General features: G+C 60.1%; 15 protein-coding genes. 8 read left to right on the plus strand and 7 right to left on the minus strand.

What is annotated here, in order from left to right; all coding sequences use genetic code 11:
* Positions 1-2: 2 nt before the first annotated feature.
* Positions 3-719, minus strand: a complete 717-nt coding sequence (locus tag M5B97_RS21410) for an LrgB family protein (RefSeq protein ID WP_248732601.1) — start codon at positions 717-719, stop codon at positions 3-5.
* Entirely contained in the window at positions 716-1,069 is a 354-nt protein-coding gene (locus M5B97_RS21415; RefSeq protein WP_090365632.1) for a CidA/LrgA family protein, read from the minus strand. Before M5B97_RS21415 ends, M5B97_RS21410 begins: the two co-directional genes overlap by 4 nt.
* Positions 1,070-1,228: 159 nt before the next feature.
* Here M5B97_RS21415 and M5B97_RS21420 point away from each other — a divergent pair, with 159 nt between their 5' ends.
* The 3 genes from M5B97_RS21420 to M5B97_RS21430 all read left to right on the plus strand — a co-directional run bounded on the left by M5B97_RS21420 (position 1,229) and on the right by M5B97_RS21430 (position 4,179).
* On the plus strand, positions 1,229-1,684 hold the full coding sequence (locus M5B97_RS21420; RefSeq protein ID WP_123717406.1) for a MaoC family dehydratase: 456 nt from the start codon (positions 1,229-1,231) through the stop codon (positions 1,682-1,684).
* A 105-nt stretch (positions 1,685-1,789) separates the two neighbouring features.
* Entirely contained in the window at positions 1,790-3,508 is a 1,719-nt protein-coding gene (locus tag M5B97_RS21425) for a C13 family peptidase (RefSeq protein ID WP_248732602.1), read from the plus strand.
* Between the two features lie 29 nt (positions 3,509-3,537).
* Entirely contained in the window at positions 3,538-4,179 is a 642-nt protein-coding gene (locus M5B97_RS21430; RefSeq protein ID WP_123717404.1) for an oxidoreductase, read from the plus strand.
* 85 nt (positions 4,180-4,264) lie between these two features.
* On the opposite strand, the gene M5B97_RS21435 is transcribed toward M5B97_RS21430, so the two are convergent.
* The 5 genes from M5B97_RS21435 to M5B97_RS21455 form a co-directional block, all read right to left on the minus strand.
* On the minus strand, positions 4,265-4,549 hold the full coding sequence (locus tag M5B97_RS21435) for a YceK/YidQ family lipoprotein (RefSeq protein WP_123717403.1): 285 nt from the start codon (positions 4,547-4,549) through the stop codon (positions 4,265-4,267).
* Positions 4,542-5,171, minus strand: coding sequence for a flavin prenyltransferase UbiX (ubiX, locus tag M5B97_RS21440; RefSeq protein WP_060754740.1), 630 nt, complete (start codon positions 5,169-5,171; stop codon positions 4,542-4,544). Before ubiX ends, M5B97_RS21435 begins: the two co-directional genes overlap by 8 nt.
* Positions 5,168-6,517: a UDP-N-acetylmuramate:L-alanyl-gamma-D-glutamyl-meso-diaminopimelate ligase gene (gene mpl / locus M5B97_RS21445; RefSeq protein ID WP_248732603.1), complete on the minus strand. Its 1,350-nt coding sequence runs from the start codon at positions 6,515-6,517 to the stop codon at positions 5,168-5,170. Before mpl ends, ubiX begins: the two co-directional genes overlap by 4 nt.
* Before the next feature lie 393 nt (positions 6,518-6,910).
* Positions 6,911-7,834 (minus strand): hypothetical protein, encoded by a 924-nt coding sequence (locus M5B97_RS21450; RefSeq protein WP_248732604.1) that lies wholly within the window; start codon positions 7,832-7,834, stop codon positions 6,911-6,913.
* Positions 7,835-7,932: 98 nt separating this feature from the next.
* Entirely contained in the window at positions 7,933-9,864 is a 1,932-nt protein-coding gene (locus M5B97_RS21455) for a sigma-54-dependent Fis family transcriptional regulator (RefSeq protein WP_248732605.1), read from the minus strand.
* Positions 9,865-10,135: 271 nt separating this feature from the next.
* Here M5B97_RS21455 and M5B97_RS21460 point away from each other — a divergent pair, with 271 nt between their 5' ends.
* The 5 genes from M5B97_RS21460 (at position 10,136) to M5B97_RS21480 (ending at position 16,130) form a co-directional block, all read left to right on the plus strand.
* Positions 10,136-11,656 (plus strand): aldehyde dehydrogenase family protein, encoded by a 1,521-nt coding sequence (locus M5B97_RS21460; RefSeq protein WP_123717400.1) that lies wholly within the window; start codon positions 10,136-10,138, stop codon positions 11,654-11,656.
* A 208-nt stretch (positions 11,657-11,864) separates the two neighbouring features.
* Positions 11,865-13,298: an ethanolamine permease gene (gene eat / locus M5B97_RS21465; RefSeq protein WP_248732606.1), complete on the plus strand. Its 1,434-nt coding sequence runs from the start codon at positions 11,865-11,867 to the stop codon at positions 13,296-13,298.
* 53 nt (positions 13,299-13,351) lie between these two features.
* A complete protein-coding gene (locus M5B97_RS21470) occupies positions 13,352-14,746 on the plus strand; it encodes an ethanolamine ammonia-lyase subunit EutB (RefSeq protein ID WP_123717398.1) in 1,395 nt (464 codons plus the stop codon).
* Positions 14,743-15,582, plus strand: a complete 840-nt coding sequence (gene eutC / locus M5B97_RS21475) for an ethanolamine ammonia-lyase subunit EutC (RefSeq protein ID WP_248732607.1) — start codon at positions 14,743-14,745, stop codon at positions 15,580-15,582. Before M5B97_RS21470 ends, eutC begins: the two co-directional genes overlap by 4 nt.
* An 89-nt stretch (positions 15,583-15,671) precedes the next feature.
* The gene (locus M5B97_RS21480; RefSeq protein ID WP_123717396.1) at positions 15,672-16,130 is read left to right on the plus strand and encodes a GNAT family N-acetyltransferase; all 459 of its coding nucleotides are present in this window, start codon (positions 15,672-15,674) and stop codon (positions 16,128-16,130) included.
* Positions 16,131-16,307: the final 177 nt, after the last annotated feature.

A 16,307-nucleotide genomic window follows, 5' to 3' on the forward strand; every position in this document is an offset into this window, starting at 1 on the left:
GTTTAAACAATTACCGACACGGCCAACGGCAGGAACACTGCCGTGGCCACGCCCATCAGACTCATGGCCAGCGCTGCAAAGGCGCCGCACTCTTCGCTTTCCTGCAAGGCCACCGAAGTGCCCACCGCGTGGGCGGTCATGCCCAGCGCCATGCCGCGCGCTTCAGGGCTGTGTACGCCCAGGGCCGAAAGATACGCCGGGCCGATCATCGCGCCGACCACCCCGGTGATCAGCACAAACACCGCCGCCAATGCGGCCACGCCGCCGATCTGCTCGGCCACCAGCATGGCGATCGGCGAAGTCACCGACTTGGGAGCCATGGTCATCAGCATCATGTGCTCGGCACCAAACCACCAGCCCAGCCATACACACAAGCCGGTGGCCAACACCCCGCCTATCACCAGCGTAGTAAAAATCGGCCAGAACAATTGGCGAATCCGTCGCAAGTTCAGATAAAGCGGCACGGCCAGAGCAACGGTCGCGGGGCCGAGCAGGATGCCCATGATCTCGGTGCTCTTGCGGTACTCGGTGTAGCTCAGGCCGCAGGTGAGCAGCACAGCGACCACCAGCAGCATGGAGACGAGCACAGGTTGCAGGAAGATCCAGCGGGTTTTCTCGAAACCCGCCAACACCAGTTGATAGGCGCCCAGGGTGATACCGATACCGAACAGCGGATGATGAATCACCGCCGTCCACGCGCCCAGCCAGTCGAGGGTCATTGGTCCTTCTCCTTGCGCTTGACCAACTGCTGCATCAGCACGCCGACAAAGCCCATGGCAATCACCAACGACACCACCAGCGCGCCGACAATGGCCCAGAAGTCGGCGGCAATGTCCTTGGCGTATACCATCACGCCCACCGCCGGCGGTACCAGCAGCAGCGGCAAGTAACGCAGCAGGCTGCCGGCCGCCAGGCTCAGGGGCTCGCCGACTTCACCGCGCCAGATCAGGAACCCCAGCATCAGCAACAAGCCAATGATCGGTCCCGGCAGCACCGGCAATAGCAAATGGTTGATCGCCGTACCGATCAATTGAAATAGCACCAGCCAGGTCAGGCCACGTAACAGCATCCGCTCTCTCCCCCCTCAAAGCCCGTGCGCATTATAAGCATGCCCGCCCTATGCTCCGGCATTCGCCAAAGGCATGGTGGGTTGACCGGGCTGATTGCCCATGATGATCTACCATGGATCTCGCAGACCTATAAAACCGATGAACCAAGGAGAGTCGCAATGCCCTATGTACCTGTAGCGCAGCTCAAAGATTATGTCGGCAAGGAACTGGGACGTTCCGAATGGCTCACCATCGACCAGGCGCGTATCAACCTGTTCGCCGAAGCCACCGGCGATCATCAGTTCATCCACGTTGATCCGGTCAAGGCCGCCCAGACGCCGTTCGGCAGCACCATCGCCCACGGGTTCCTGTCGTTGTCGCTGATGCCCAAGCTGATGGAAGACATCCTGATCATGCCCGAGGGCCTGAAGATGGCGGTCAACTATGGCCTGGACAGCGTGCGCTTCATCCAGCCGGTGAAAGTGAACTCCAACGTGCGTCTGAACGTTACCCTCACCGACGTCCACGAGAAAAAACCTGGCCAATGGCTATTTAAAGCCACCGCCACCCTGGAAATCGAAGGCCAGGAAAAGCCCGCTTACATTGCCGAGTCGTTGTCACTCTGCTTCGTGTAAGGCCGAGCCTGTGGTGAGGCGATAAACCTTGCCACAGTGTATGTAAATTTATGTATGAATCTCGCAGCTGCGGCATACTCGGCGCTCAATTATCCGGATCCCGCTATGCGCCCACTCGCTCCCCTTGCCCTTGCCCTGTTGCTCACCGCTTGCGGAGACGGCGAATCGCTGTTGCCGCCCGATGCGCGCCTGCCTGATGGCGGCCGCTATCGTGGCGATGTGGTCAACGGCCTGTTGCAAGGCCAGGGCCGTGTGGACTACCCCAACGGCAGTTGGTACGCCGGGCATTTCGACAAGGGCCAGTGGCACGGCCAGGGCGAATGGCATGGCAGCAACGGCGAGGTCTATAAAGGCGAGTTCAAGCAGGGCTTGTTCGACGGCCAGGGCAGCCTGACCACCCCGGGCAGCAGCTACGTCGGCGGTTTCAAAAACGGTCGGCGCAACGGCGAGGGCACCCTCAAAGAAGGGCAGATGACCTATCGCGGCGAGTTCCTGAACGACCAGTACTCCGGCCTCGGTCGTCTGGAACTCGCCGACGGCAGCCAGTACCAGGGCCAGTTCGCCCACGGCAAACCCAATGGCGAAGGCCAGCGCAACGACGACAGCGGCAACCAGTTCAGCGGCCACTTCGTCGATGGTCAGCTCGAGGGTAATGGCACCTTCAACAGCGCCGACGGCGATATCTACATCGGCCAGTTCAAGCAGAACCAGCTCAACGGCAAAGGCCGCTATGAAAACGCCGACGGCGACGTGTGGATCGGCCAGTTCAAGGAAGGCGCCCTCAGCGGCAAGGGCGAGCTGATCGGCGTCGACGGCAGTCACTACGTGGGCCAGTTCAGCGAATGGCGCTTTACCGGCGAGGGTCGCCTGAACCTTACCGATGGCAGCTTCTATATCGGCGGTTTCGATAGCGACAACTATCAAGGCAAAGGTACCCTCGTGCTCACCGACGGCACCGTACAGGCCGGCACCTGGGTCAACGGCATGCGCGTACGCGATGCTGACGGCAAGCTGCTGCCCGACCCGTTGGAAATCGGCGTGCTGGCCCAGGGCCGTTTGCTCGATGCGGCCCTCGCGGCGGTGCCGCCCTCCACGCCCGCCGTCGAGCTCTATACATTGGCCATAGCCGGCGACGGCAAGCAAAGCGTGTTCCTGCGTGAAGCCGACTACGTCAGCAACATGCTCGCCAGCCGCTTCGGTGCACGGGGCCAGATTCGCCTGGTCAACCACCGCGACCATATCACCGACCGCCCGCTGGCCACTCGCGAGAGCCTGCGCCGCGCCGTGCAAACCCTGGCCGAGCGCACCGGGCCGGAAGACCTGGTGTTTATTTACATGACCAGCCACGGCACCCACGAGCACGAGTTCGTGCTGGACCAGCCGCGCATGGAACTGGCCGACCTGCCCGCCGACGAGTTGGCCGCCGTGCTCGAACCGCTGAAAAACCGTGACAAGATCGTCGTGATCTCCGCCTGCTACTCCGGTGGCTTCATCCCGGCACTCAAGGATGAACGCACCTTGATCATGACCGCTTCCCGCGCTGATCGCGTGTCCTTCGGCTGCTCCGAGGAAGCAGATTTCACCTACTTTGGCGATGCCCTTTTCGCACAGGCTTTCAACCAGACAGACGATTTACAGCAAGCGTTCAAGCTGGCACAACTGCACGTGTCCGAGCGCGAACAAGCCGACAACTTCGAAGCCTCGGAACCACAGATATGGGCCCCCAAAGGCGTGGTCGCCCATTGGCAACTCTTACGTAAACAGCAGGCACGAAAGGCGCTCGAAAGCGTCTCAATGAATAGCAAGGAAGCCAAAGGCAACTAAGCTGTAACGTGTAACAAGGGGGAAACACCATGTACCTGACACCTCAACATATCCTGTTGGCCGGGGCTTCCGGGCTGACCGGCGAGCACCTGCTCGACCGCTTGCTCAACGAACCCACGGTGACCCGCGTACTGGCGCCGAGCCGCAAACCCCTGGCTGAACACCCGCGCCTGGAGAACCCGGTGGGTGACCCCGCCGTGTTCCTGCCGCAACTGAGCGGCCAGGTGGATATCGCCTTCTGCTGCCTGGGCACCACCATCAAGCAAGCGGGCTCGGAAGCTGCCTTTCGCGCCGTTGACCTGGATATGGTGGTGGCCTTTGCCAAACGCGCACGGGAAATGGGCGCGCGCCATTTGATCGTGATCAGCGCCATTGGCGCCGACCCGAAATCCTCGATTTTCTATAACCGGGTCAAAGGAGAAATGGAGCAGGCATTGAAGGCGCAAGACTGGCCGCAATTGACCATCGTGCGGCCCTCGCTGTTGCTGGGGGAGCGCCTGGAGCCGCGACTGGCCGAACAGTTGGCCGGGCCGTTGTCGCGATTGATCCCAGGCAAATATCGCGGCATCGAAGTCTGTGAACTGGCCCGCGCCATGTGGCGCCTGGCGCTGGAAGAGCAGGATGGGGTGCGGGTGGTGGAGTCGGATGAGCTGCGCAAGCTCGGCAAGTAACTCAATCAAAAGCCCTGGCTAAGGTTCAAATGACGAAGGGACGTGCTCCCTCCCGCATTGCCCTGTGTTGCCCTGAAGCCCCAGCCTAGAGACCACCTGTTGCGTTGAACCCGACGCCCAGCACCGTCAACACCGACAGCGGTAACAACAACGTATCCAGGACCGCGCTCGCCGGCAGATCCACGCCAGGATAAGTCGGCGCCTCGGCGCCAAACCTGTCCTTGGCGCAGCAGCCGCCGTTCATTGCATACAGGTCCAACCGCGTGCCGGCATACACCACCGGCGCCCCCGGTTGCGCCGCATCCAGCGTACGTGCGGTAGCGCAGCCCGTCAGCTGCAGCGCCAGCAGCACCAGCAGCGCCTTATTCATCACTGCTCAAATGGTGTTCACCCCAACGAGGCAGCATGTCCTGGGGAATATTCAGCAGGTTGAGAATGCGCGCCACCACGAAATCCACCAGGTCATCGATGGTTTGCGGCTGATGATAGAAGCCCGGCGATGCTGGCAAGATGGTCACGCCCATGTTCGACAACTTCAGCATGTGCTCCAAGTGAATGCTCGAATACGGCGCTTCGCGCGGCACCAGGATCAACTGGCGACGCTCCTTCAGCGTCACATCAGCCGCCCGCTCGATCAGGTTGTTACACGCCCCCGTCGCAATCGCCGACAGCGTACCGGTGGAACATGGCACCACCACCATGGCTGCCGGCGCGCCGGAGCCAGAGGCTACCGGAGACATCCAGTCCTCTTTACCGTACACCTTGATCTGCCCGGCGGCCGCACCGGTGTATTCGGTGAGGAACGCCTGCATTGTCTGCACCTTGGCCGGCAGCGCGACATCGGTCTCGGTCGCCATCACCAACTGCGCGGCCTTGGAGATCAGGAAATGCACCTCACGGTCTTCACGTACCAGGCAGTCGAGCAGGCGCAGCCCATAGGGCGCGCCGGAAGCGCCGGTCATCGCCAGAGTAACGCGCTCGGGGCCGCTCATTTCAGCGCCTCGGCCAATTTGCCGTGCAGGCCGCCAAAACCGCCGTTGCTCATCACCACGACATGGGTGCCAGGCGTGACCAACTGCTTGACGTGTTCGATGATGCCCTCGATCGAGTCGCACACCTTCGACGGCACGGTGCACAGCGCGGCGATAGCCGGCAGATCCCACCCAAGGTTGGCCGGCGCATACCAGACCACTTGATCGGCGTCGTTGACGCTTTCCGGCAAGCCATCACGGTGTGCACCGAGCTTCATGGAGTTGGAGCGCGGCTCGACAATGGCGATGATCGGCGCGTCGCCAACGCGTTTGCGCAGGCCATCCAAAGTGGTGGCAATCGCCGTCGGGTGGTGGGCGAAGTCGTCGTAGATAGTGACCCCGTTCACCTCGGCGACCTTTTCCATACGGCGCTTGACGCTCTTGAAAGCACTCAACGCGGCGATTCCCATGGAGGGCACCACACCCACGTGCCGTGCCGCCGCCAGCGTGACCAAGGCATTGGCAACGTTGTGCTGGCCGGTCATGCCCCAATCGACGATGCCTTGGGACTCACCTTCAAACAGTACTTCAAATCGGGAGCCATCTTCGCTCAGCAGTTTGACCTGCCACTGCCCGCCGGCGCCGGTGGTCTGCACCGGCGTCCAGCAGCCCATCTCGATCACACGCTGCAAGGCGGGCTCCGTCGTGGGGTGGATGACCAGGCCTTCACTCGGGATGGTACGCACCAAGTGATGGAATTGCCGCTCGATCGCCGCCAGGTCGGGGAAGATATCCGCGTGATCGAACTCAAGGTTGTTCAATATGGCCGTGCGCGGGCGGTAATGGACGAACTTGGAACGCTTATCGAAAAACGCACTGTCGTATTCATCCGCCTCAATGACGAAGAATGGCGTGTCGCCAAGGCGTGCCGATACCGAAAAATTCTGCGGTACCCCACCGATCAGGAAGCCCGGGCTCATGCCCGCATGCTCCAGCACCCAGGCCAGCATGCTGCTGGTGGTGGTCTTGCCGTGAGTGCCGGCAACCGCCAGCACCCAGCGGCCCTGCAACACATGGTCCGCCAGCCACTGCGGGCCGGAGACATAAGGCAAGCCTTTATTGAGCACATACTCGACCGCCGGGTTGCCACGGGTCATGGCATTGCCGATCACCACCAGGTCGGGCACCGGGTCGAATTGCGACGGGTCATAGCCTTGGGTCAGCTCGATGCCCTGGGCCTCGAGTTGCGTGCTCATGGGTGGGTAGACGTTGGCATCGGAGCCGGTGACATGATGGCCCAGCTCTTTGGCCAGAACCGCCATCGAACCCATGAATGTGCCGCAGATACCAAGAATATGAATGTGCATAGTCGACCTCGTAAAACATCGCGGCAGGTTAGCGCAGGGAGGGGCAAATGGCTAATGCCAGTCAGTTAAGGGTGAACGCTGTATGTGTGGCGAGGGAGCTTGCTCCCGTTGGGCCGCGAAGCGGCCCCGCTCTTTGTTTACAAAGCATGGGACTGCTGCGCAGTCCAACGGGAGCAAGCTCTCTCGCCACAGGTTACTTTTTAGCCTTTTTCCTTCTTAACTGACTGACATTAGGCAAATGGCACTCTTTTAACGGCATACGGCGCTCGCCCCGGCGAGCCGCCGCCCCCTCCCTCTTTAAGTCCAATGCCTGCACAGTCCGCCGGCACTCCAAACTTGCGATTTATCGTCCTTTAATACGTGCCGGAACAACGACCCAGCAAACCCCAGTTATTACACAACCTGCGCAGGCGCATGAGGTGCCTCTGCCTGCAATACATTAATTATGCGAACGATCATTTTCTGGATCGCCTCGTTTCTTTTATCCAGTACATCAAGGCGCGAGGTTATGGATGTTTCAGACGCAGGCAGTTGACGCTTATAAGGTTTGAAGATGAATTCGTTATTCTCAGCCAGCGCCACCAAGGATTTTTCGGCAGCGTCATATAACTTCTCCATATGTTCAAGACGCGCACCCGGCTCAGTTGGCCAGTTTTCCGACTTATCCAGTGCAAGCCCCTTACTTCCTTCGGCAAATGACTGGATCGTGTTAGCCGTCAATAACAGTTTCAATTCGGCGTTTTCCAGGCGCAACTCAAGATCGTCCACCACAGGCTTCGGCGCCCCGCTTACCTGGCCGGCCAGCTCTTTCGACTGTTGACTGAGCGCTGGCTGGTGCGCAGGCGGCAAAAAGGGCGTGTTCGCAGAGAACGCGCCCTTGATTTGTTCACCGCTCCAAACCGAACCTGCGTAGGTGCCAATGCTCAGGGGCGTACTCACCAAGCCATTGACCGCTGCATTGACAAAAGCGTCTCGCGTTACTGTCTTCAAGTCTGGCCCGGTCTTGAATACACCGGCCTTGACCAAGCGATCAGCCGTGATCATGTTTTGTACAACATCGCCCATCGTCTTTGGAGCGGGGTGTGAATGTGACGGAAGCTTTACGCCAGCGATGCCAGGATTCTTCATATCCAACACGATTTTCTTGAAGTTCTGATTGGCCAGCGTTCGATTCGGATCAGGCGCAACGCCGGGCAAGTTCACCCGGGGAGCAGGTATGTACTTACCTGCAATACCAGAAACAGGCATCTCAACTTTTGGCGGGCTGATTTTATGGATTGCAATTTTAATCGGGTTAAAAATAGCGGGAATTCTCATATCAATCACCTCATTGGGCCAATCATTCAGTGGCACTCAATAAGTGGATAGAAAATTTCTCCAGTTCCACACATCAACACACAGAAGCAACTGGATAATTACCCCTTCTCACGCTTCATACGCAACTCGACTCCATACTTACGTAACTTCCGATACAGGGTATTACGACTGATCCCCAACTGCTCCGCAGCACGGGTCATCTGCCAGCGCTGCTGTTCCAGGACACTGACCAACGCCAGGCGCTCGGCATCCTCCAGCCTCGAACGGGACGGTACATCAGTAACGCTTGGGCGCTGTGACGCCACACGAATCATTGCGGGCAAATCATCCACGCCGATTATTTCGTTGTCACACAGCGCGACCAACGTGCGCAACACCGTACGCAGCTGCCGCACATTACCCGGCCAGGTGTAAGCCAACAGCGCCTGGCGCGCGGCGTTGTCCAGTGACACCGGTTGTCCGCCTGCTTCCTGTGCCAGCAAAAACGCCAGCAACTGCTCTTTATCGCTGCGTTCACGCACAGGCGGCAAAGAAATTTCCAGGCCGTTCAGTCGATAGTACAAGTCCTCCCGAAAGCTGCCTTCCTGCACCCGCTCAATCAGGTTGCGGTGAGTGGCGCTGATAATCCTGACATTCACCGCCTGAGGCTCGCCGCCGAGGGGCACTACCATGCGATCTTCCAGCACCCTCAAGAGCCGCGATTGCAACGCGAGCGGCATGTCACCGATTTCATCGAGGAACAGCGTGCCACCGTCAGCCTGTTGCAACTTACCCTGCATGCCTTCCTTACGGGCGCCCGTAAAGCTGCCGGCGCGATAACCAAACAGCTCACTCTCAATCAGACTTTCCGGAATGGCGGCGCAGTTGAGGGCAATAAAAGCCTTATCGGCACGCTGACTGGCCTGGTGAACGCTCTTGGCGAACGCTTCCTTGCCGGACCCGGTCTCACCGCCGACCAGCAACGGCACGTCGCGCTCGAACACCCGCAGCGCTTTGCGAAAATCGCTTTGCAGCCCCGGATCACCCAGACAGATACCGGGCTGGCGAGGTGGCTCGGCCTTGACCGCAGGGGCGGGTATAGCGGCAGGTACGCTGCGCGACTGCCCGCGCAACACGGCGAACAGATGCCGGCCATCACGGGTACGCAACGGCCAGCTGGCCGTGGCGTTGGCGCTGGCCCGACCGAGCAGCAAATCAAGGGAGCAGTCGAAATAAGCCTCTACCGGTTGCCCCAGCAAGCCGCCGCGCCCCTGCCCCAGCAGGTTCAGGGCACTCTGGTTGACTGCACAAATACGCCCTTCCCCATCGAACGCCAGCAGCCCTTCGCTGAACAGCCCCACCGACTCGGCTTGCAGGTGAAAGCGCAACAGCCAGTGATGTTCAAAATGCCGCAGGAAATAGCAACTTTCGATCATCTTCGCCGACAGGTTCACCAGCGCCATGGTGTGGAACTGGCTCTGGCGCGACACCGCCTGCCGTGCAGATGACACATCCAGCACCGCAAGCAATTCGCCATGCGGGTCGAATACCGGGCTCGCAGAGCAGGTCAGCCCGGTGTGACGGCCGCGAAAATGTTCGTCGCGGTGAATGGTCAGGGACTGGCGCTCCACCAGGCAGGTACCGATGCCATTGGTGCCTTCACAGGCTTCACTCCAATCGGCGCCAAGCCACAGCCCGGCACGCTCGAAAATCTTGCGCTCGGACGGCGCGGTCACACAGTTGAGGATCACCCCGCGCGCGTCGGTGAGCAGCACGGCATGGCCGGCGCCCGACAGTTGCTGGTGCAGGCTGTTCATCTCGCTGCCCGCAATGTGCAGCACTTGCTGCAGGCGTTCGCGGCTTTCCAGCAGGCGGCCGTGTTCAAGCACGGTGGGGGCGATGGTCTGAGCGGGGTCGAGGTGATAATCCTCCAGGCAACGCAACCAGGAGCGGGCGATGGACGGGTCGCTGCCCGGGCCCTGGGAAAGGTCTCGCCCGCGGGTGACGGTCAAGACTTGCTGGGCATGGCGACTGAAATGATCGTTGTGCATGTTCTTATTATTCTCCCTGCGTGAGAACAGCCAGCATCCCCCAGCCATACGACCATTGCAATCCCGGGCAGACTCACCGGTCACAGGCTGTATCGTTTATGGCACACGTTGTCACCCGGGCTGTGCCACAAGCGCCACAGTAACGCCCTGCAACAAATCCCAAGCCCTTGATTTACCTGGCAAGCGCAGCAGTGGCCCGACCTTTGCTCTACGCTTTATCAAGCGCTTTGCGCTGCACTCCAATAAACATAAAAGCCAGGAGATACCCACCATGCGTTACGCACACCCCGGTACTGAAGGCGCGATCGTTTCGTTCAAGGCCAAGTACGGCAACTACATTGGTGGCGAATTCGTTGCGCCAGTCGACGGCAACTATTTCACCAACACCTCGCCGGTCAACGGCAAGCCTATCGCCGAATTCCCCCGCTCCACTGCCAAAGACATCGACAAGGCGCTGGACGCCGCCCATGCCGCCGCTGACGCCTGGGGCAAGACCTCGGCCCAGGACCGCTCGCTGGTATTGCTGAAAATCGCCGACCGCATCGAGCAGAATCTCGAACTGCTGGCCATTACCGAAACCTGGGACAACGGCAAGGCCGTGCGTGAAACGCTCAACGCCGACATCCCGCTCGCCGCCGACCACTTCCGCTACTTCGCCGGCTGCATCCGCGCCCAGGAAGGCACCAGCGCCGAAATCAACGAACTCACCGCCGCCTATCACTTCCACGAACCGCTGGGCGTGGTCGGCCAGATCATCCCGTGGAACTTCCCACTGCTGATGGCCGCGTGGAAACTCGCACCGGCTCTGGCGGCCGGTAACTGCGTGGTCCTCAAGCCCGCCGAGCAAACCCCGCTGGGCATCAACGTGCTGATGGAACTGATCGGCGACCTGCTGCCACCGGGCGTGCTCAACGTGGTACACGGCTTCGGCAAAGAAGCCGGCGAAGCCCTGGCCACCAGCAAGCGCATCGCCAAGATCGCTTTCACCGGCTCCACGCCGGTGGGCTCGCACATCATGCATGCAGCGGCCGAGAACATCATTCCGTCGACCGTTGAACTGGGCGGCAAGTCGCCGAACATCTTCTTTGCCGACATCATGAAAGCCGAGCCTTCATTTATCGAAAAAGCCGCCGAGGGCTTGGTGCTGGCGTTCTTCAACCAGGGCGAAGTGTGCACCTGCCCGTCCCGCGCCTTGGTCGAAGAGTCGATCTACGACGACTTCATGAAGGTAGTCATGAAGAAAGTCGAGCAGATCAAACGTGGCGACCCCCTGGACACCGACACCATGGTGGGCGCCCAGGCCTCGGAGCAACAGTTCGACAAGATCCTGTCCTACCTGGATATCGCCAAGGGCGAAGGTGCGCAACTGCTGACCGGCGGTAAAGTCGAGCAACTCAGCGGTGACATGGCCGGCGGCTATTACATCCAGCCGACCCTGCTTAAAGGCACCAACCAAATGCGCGTGTTCCAGGAAGAAATCTTCGGCCCGGTGGTGAGCATCACCACCTTCAAGGACGAAGCCGAAGCCCTGGCGATTGCCAACGACACCGAATTCGGCCTGGGCGCCGGTGTGTGGACCCGCGATATCAACCGCGCCTACCGCATGGGCCGAGCGATCAAGGCAGGTCGCGTATGGACCAACTGCTACCACCTGTACCCGGCGCATGCCGCATTTGGTGGCTACAAGAAATCCGGCGTGGGCCGTGAGACCCACAAGATGATGTTGGATCACTATCAGCAAACTAAAAACCTGCTGGTTAGTTACGACATCAATCCGCTCGGCTTCTTCTAACTGACAACCCGCTCCCCATTTGAAATGCACTTGAAAATGTGGGAGCGGGCTTGCTCGCGAAAGCGGCCTGACAGTCGCTTATTTATTGACTGCCCCATCGCTTTCGCGGACAACTCCGCCCTCATATGTTGATCTTCATAAGTACTTGCCAATTGCATCCGGCCCAAAGAGGCCGAATTAAAACAATAACAACGAAAGGTACTTCCCTATGCCTAGCGAACCCACAAGCTCTTCTGTCGACTTCGAAAAAGTCGACTCCCAATACTTCCAACAACGCGAACTGAAAAAAGGCGCCGCCGGTTGGGTGCTGCTGGTCGGCCTCGGCGTTGCTTATGTCATCTCCGGCGACTACGCCGGGTGGAACTTCGGCCTGGCCCAAGGTGGCTGGGGCGGCATGTTCCTCGCGACATTGCTGATGGCCACCATGTACCTGTGCATGTGTTTTTCCCTGGCCGAACTGTCATCGATGATCCCCACCGCCGGCGGCGGCTATGGTTTTGCCCGCAGCGCCTTCGGCCCCTGGGGCGGCTTTCTCACGGGTACTGCCATCCTCATTGAATATGCCATCGCCCCCGCCGCTATCGCGGTTTTTATCGGCGCTTATTGCGAGTCGCTGTTTGGTATTGGCGGCTGGACGATTTACCTGGCGTTCTACATCATCTTTATCGGCATCCACATCTTCGGCGTGGGCGAAGCCCTGAAGCTGATGTTTGTGATCACCGCCATCGCGGCCATTGCCCTGGGAGTCTTCCTGGTATCGATGGTGCCGCACTTCAACGTGGCCAACCTGCTCGATATCCCGGTGACACAGGCCAAGGGTGCGAGCACTTTCCTGCCGTTCGGCTACGTCGGTGTGTGGGCGGCGATTCCTTATGCGATCTGGTTTTTCCTTGCCGTAGAAGGCGTGCCCCTGGCCGCCGAAGAAACCAAGAACCCCAAACGCGACCTGCCGCGGGGCCTGATCGGCGCTATCGTGGTGCTCACCAGCTTTGCCTTGTTGATTCTGGTTATTGCGCCAGGCGGCGCCGGCACCTACGCGCTGATCAAATCGGGGAATCCGCTGGTTGAGGCGCTGGCGTTGTCCTACAGCGGTTCGACCTGGATGGGCGGCTTCGTCAATCTGGTTGGCCTGGCCGGGCTGATCGCCAGCTTTTTCTCGATTATCTATGCCTATTCGCGGCAAATTTTCGCCCTGTCCCGTGCGGGCTACCTGCCACGCAAACTGTCCCAGACCAACAAAAGCAAAGCGCCGGTGCTGGCCTTGGTGATCCCCGGCATCATCGGTTTCGGCCTGTCGCTGACCGGTCAGGGTGACCTGTTGATTCTGGTGGCGGTGTTTGGCGCGACCATTTCCTACGTGCTGATGATGGCCGCGCACATCACCTTGCGCATCCGCCGCCCCAAAATGGACCGCCCATACCGCACACCGGGTGGGATTTTCACCTCGGGTATCGCCCTGGTGCTGGCCTGCGTGGCCGTGGTGGCGGGCTTTCTGGTCGATCCCCGCGTGGTGATTGGCGCCGCGATCATCTATGGAGTATTAATTGCTTACTTTGCTTTCTACAGCCGGCATCACTTGGTAGCGGGCACGCCGGAAGAAGAATTCGCGGCGATCCAGGCCGCAGAAGCCGCCCTGCACTGAATGCCGTAAACCTCGGCGCGAGCGCCTTGCCCGCGCCGCCAAGGAGACACTGTATGGCAAGTTTTTCCCACGCGGTGGGTGCACAAACCTACCGCTTCGACAGCCTCAAAGACGTGATGGCCAAGGCCAGCCCTGCACGCTCCGGGGACTTTCTCGCCGGCGTGGCCGCGCAGAACGACGGTGAACGGGTGGCCGCGCAGATGGCGTTGGCAAATATCCCGCTGAAGCACTTTCTGGAAGAAGCGCTGATCCCGTATGAAAGCGATGAGGTCACCCGGCTGATCATCGACACCCATGATAAATCGGCGTTTGCCGCGGTCAGCCACCTGACTGTCGGCGGCCTGCGCGATTGGCTGCTCAGCGACGCCGCCGATGAACAATCTCTGCGCGCGCTGGCGCCAGGGCTGACACCGGAAATGGCTGCCGCCGTATCGAAGATCATGCGTGTGCAGGACTTGGTACTGGTCGCGCAGAAAATCCGTGTGGTCACTCAGTTTCGCGGCACCATGGGCCTGCGCGGGCGTTTATCCACCCGCCTGCAACCCAACCATCCCACGGATGAACCGGCGGGCATTGCCGCGAGCATCCTCGATGGCCTGCTCTATGGCAATGGCGACGCCATGATCGGCATCAACCCGGCTACCGACAGCATCGCCTCGATCTGCGCCATGCTGGAAATGCTCGACGCGATCATCCAACGCTACGAAATCCCCACCCAAGCCTGCGTGCTCACCCACGTCACTACCTCTATCGAGGCGATCAACCGTGGCGTGCCGCTGGACCTGGTGTTTCAGTCGATTGCCGGTACCGAGGCGGCCAACGCCAGTTTCGGCATCAGCCTGAGCGTGCTGCAGGAAGGTTACGAAGCCGGCCTGAGCCTGAACCGCGGCACGCTGGGCCAGAACCTGATGTATTTCGAAACCGGCCAGGGCAGCGCCTTGTCGGCCAACGCGCACTTTGGTGTAGACCAGCAAACCTGCGAAACCCGAGCCTACGCGGTGGCGCGGCACTTCAAGCCGTTTCTGGTAAATACGGTCGTAGGATTTATCGGCCCGGAGTACCTGTACAACGGCAAACAAATCATCCGCGCCGGCCTTGAAGACCACTTCTGCGGCAAATTGCTGGGCGTGCCGATGGGTTGCGACATCTGCTACACCAACCACGCCGAAGCCGACCAGGACGACATGGACACCCTGCTGACCCTGCTGGGTGTAGCCGGGATCAACTTCATCATGGGCATCCCGGGCTCCGACGACATCATGCTCAACTACCAGACCACCTCGTTTCACGATGCCTTGTACGCCCGTCAAACCCTGGGTTTGAAACCGGCACCGGAATTTGAACAGTGGCTGGCGAAGATGGGCATCTTCACGCAAGCCGACGGCAAGGTGCACTTTGGCAACAGCTTGCCGCCAGCCTTTCGCCACGCCTTGGCGCAATTGGGATGAAGGAGCCACCGATGCAACCCGTAGAATTGCCCGACAACCCGTGGCTCGAACTGCGCCGCCTCACGCCGGCGCGTATTGCGCTGGGCCGCACCGGCACCAGCATTCCCACCAGTGCGCAGCTGGATTTTCAATTCGCCCACGCCCAGGCGCGCGACGCGGTGCACTTGCCCTTCGACCATGCGGGCCTGAGCAGCCAGTTGGCCGAACGTGGCCGTGACAGCCTGTTGCTGCACAGTGCCGCCGTCGACCGTCATATGTACCTGCAACGCCCGGACCTGGGGCGACGCCTGAGTGATGAATCCGCTCAGCAGTTACGCGATTACGCAAGTGCCCGCCCCGGCGGCGTCGACCTGGCCGTGGTCGTCGCGGATGGCTTGTCGGCCCTGGCGGTGCATAAACACACGCTGCCGTTTCTTGCCCGCATGGAGGAACAGACCCACGCCGAAGGCTGGTCCTTGTCGCCCGTGATTCTGGTAGAACAGGGCCGCGTGGCGGTGGCCGACGAAATCGGCCAATTGCTCGGCGCCAGGATGGTGGTGATCCTGATCGGCGAACGACCAGGGCTGAGTTCGCCGGACAGCCTGGGGCTGTACTTCACTTACAACCCCAAGGTCGGCCTCACCGACGCTTACCGTAACTGCATTTCCAATGTACGCCTTGAGGGCCTCAGCTACGGCATGGCGGCTCATCGCCTGCTTTACTTGATGAAAGAGGCGTGTCGCCGGCAACTGTCGGGGGTCAATCTCAAGGACGAGGCGCAGGTTCAGACCATCGAGTCGGATGATCCGGACCTGATGAAAGGGAATTTCCTGCTCAGCCCACCGGATGACCGATAGCAGCACGATTGCGCTTTTTAGCGCCGTTAGGCAGCATCGAGTCACGGCCCCTTGCGTGGTCATACCCCATTTAGACGTCGAGGCCTGACATGCGGATTACTCAAGCGACCCTGGAACACCTGGACCTGCTGACACCCTTGTTCGTCAAATACCGTGAATTCTACGGCGCGTTGCCGTTCCCGGACTCGTCGCGGGCCTTCCTGGAAAAGCGCCTGCGGCGCAAGGAGTCGGTGATTTACCTGGCCCTGGCGGATGACGATGACAAGAAGCTGCTGGGGTTCTGTCAGCTGTACCCAAGCTTTTCGTCGTTGTCGCTCAAGCGCGTGTGGATTCTCAACGACATTTATGTGGCCGAAGACGCCCGCCGCCAGCTGGTGGCAGACAACTTGATGCGCACGGCGAAGAAGATGGCCAAGGAAACCCATGCGGTACGGCTGCGGGTGTCCACCAGCAGTGACAATGAGGTGGCGCAGAAGACCTATGAGTCGATCGGGTTTCGTGAAGACACCGAGTTCAAGAGCTATGTGCTGCCGATCAGTGAAGACTGACGTCGAGATGTCAAAATCAGCTGTAGCAGGGGGCTTGCCCCGATTGCGGCAGGTCAGTCAATGGAAACGCCAACTGACACTGCGCAATCGGAGCAACCCCGTCCCACCTTCAGATCGATGTATATCCTGGATAACCGCGACATCCCCCGCTACAAAACCAACACGCTTTTCACTTGC

Source organism: Pseudomonas sp. MWU13-2517 (assembly GCF_023242545.1).
Classification (GTDB): domain Bacteria; phylum Pseudomonadota; class Gammaproteobacteria; order Pseudomonadales; family Pseudomonadaceae; genus Aquipseudomonas.

What these genes read in the sequence shown, in the direction of transcription:
- M5B97_RS21430 (WP_123717404.1), top strand. Translation starts at nt 3,538, where the DNA reads ATGTACCTGACACCTCAACATATCCTGTTGGCCGGGGCTTCCGGGCTG.
- M5B97_RS21435 (WP_123717403.1), bottom strand. Translation starts at nt 4,549, where the DNA reads ATGAATAAGGCGCTGCTGGTGCTGCTGGCGCTGCAGCTGACGGGCTGC.
- M5B97_RS21425 (WP_248732602.1), top strand. Translation starts at nt 1,790, where the DNA reads ATGCGCCCACTCGCTCCCCTTGCCCTTGCCCTGTTGCTCACCGCTTGC.
- M5B97_RS21460 (WP_123717400.1), top strand. Translation starts at nt 10,136, where the DNA reads ATGCGTTACGCACACCCCGGTACTGAAGGCGCGATCGTTTCGTTCAAG.
- M5B97_RS21470 (WP_123717398.1), top strand. Translation starts at nt 13,352, where the DNA reads ATGGCAAGTTTTTCCCACGCGGTGGGTGCACAAACCTACCGCTTCGAC.
- ubiX (WP_060754740.1), bottom strand. Translation starts at nt 5,171, where the DNA reads ATGAGCGGCCCCGAGCGCGTTACTCTGGCGATGACCGGCGCTTCCGGC.
- mpl (WP_248732603.1), bottom strand. Translation starts at nt 6,517, where the DNA reads ATGCACATTCATATTCTTGGTATCTGCGGCACATTCATGGGTTCGATG.
- eutC (WP_248732607.1), top strand. Translation starts at nt 14,743, where the DNA reads ATGAAGGAGCCACCGATGCAACCCGTAGAATTGCCCGACAACCCGTGG.
- M5B97_RS21410 (WP_248732601.1), bottom strand. Translation starts at nt 719, where the DNA reads ATGACCCTCGACTGGCTGGGCGCGTGGACGGCGGTGATTCATCATCCG.
- M5B97_RS21415 (WP_090365632.1), bottom strand. Translation starts at nt 1,069, where the DNA reads ATGCTGTTACGTGGCCTGACCTGGCTGGTGCTATTTCAATTGATCGGT.
- M5B97_RS21455 (WP_248732605.1), bottom strand. Translation starts at nt 9,864, where the DNA reads ATGCACAACGATCATTTCAGTCGCCATGCCCAGCAAGTCTTGACCGTC.
- M5B97_RS21450 (WP_248732604.1), bottom strand. Translation starts at nt 7,834, where the DNA reads ATGAGAATTCCCGCTATTTTTAACCCGATTAAAATTGCAATCCATAAA.
- M5B97_RS21420 (WP_123717406.1), top strand. Translation starts at nt 1,229, where the DNA reads ATGCCCTATGTACCTGTAGCGCAGCTCAAAGATTATGTCGGCAAGGAA.
- eat (WP_248732606.1), top strand. Translation starts at nt 11,865, where the DNA reads ATGCCTAGCGAACCCACAAGCTCTTCTGTCGACTTCGAAAAAGTCGAC.
- M5B97_RS21480 (WP_123717396.1), top strand. Translation starts at nt 15,672, where the DNA reads ATGCGGATTACTCAAGCGACCCTGGAACACCTGGACCTGCTGACACCC.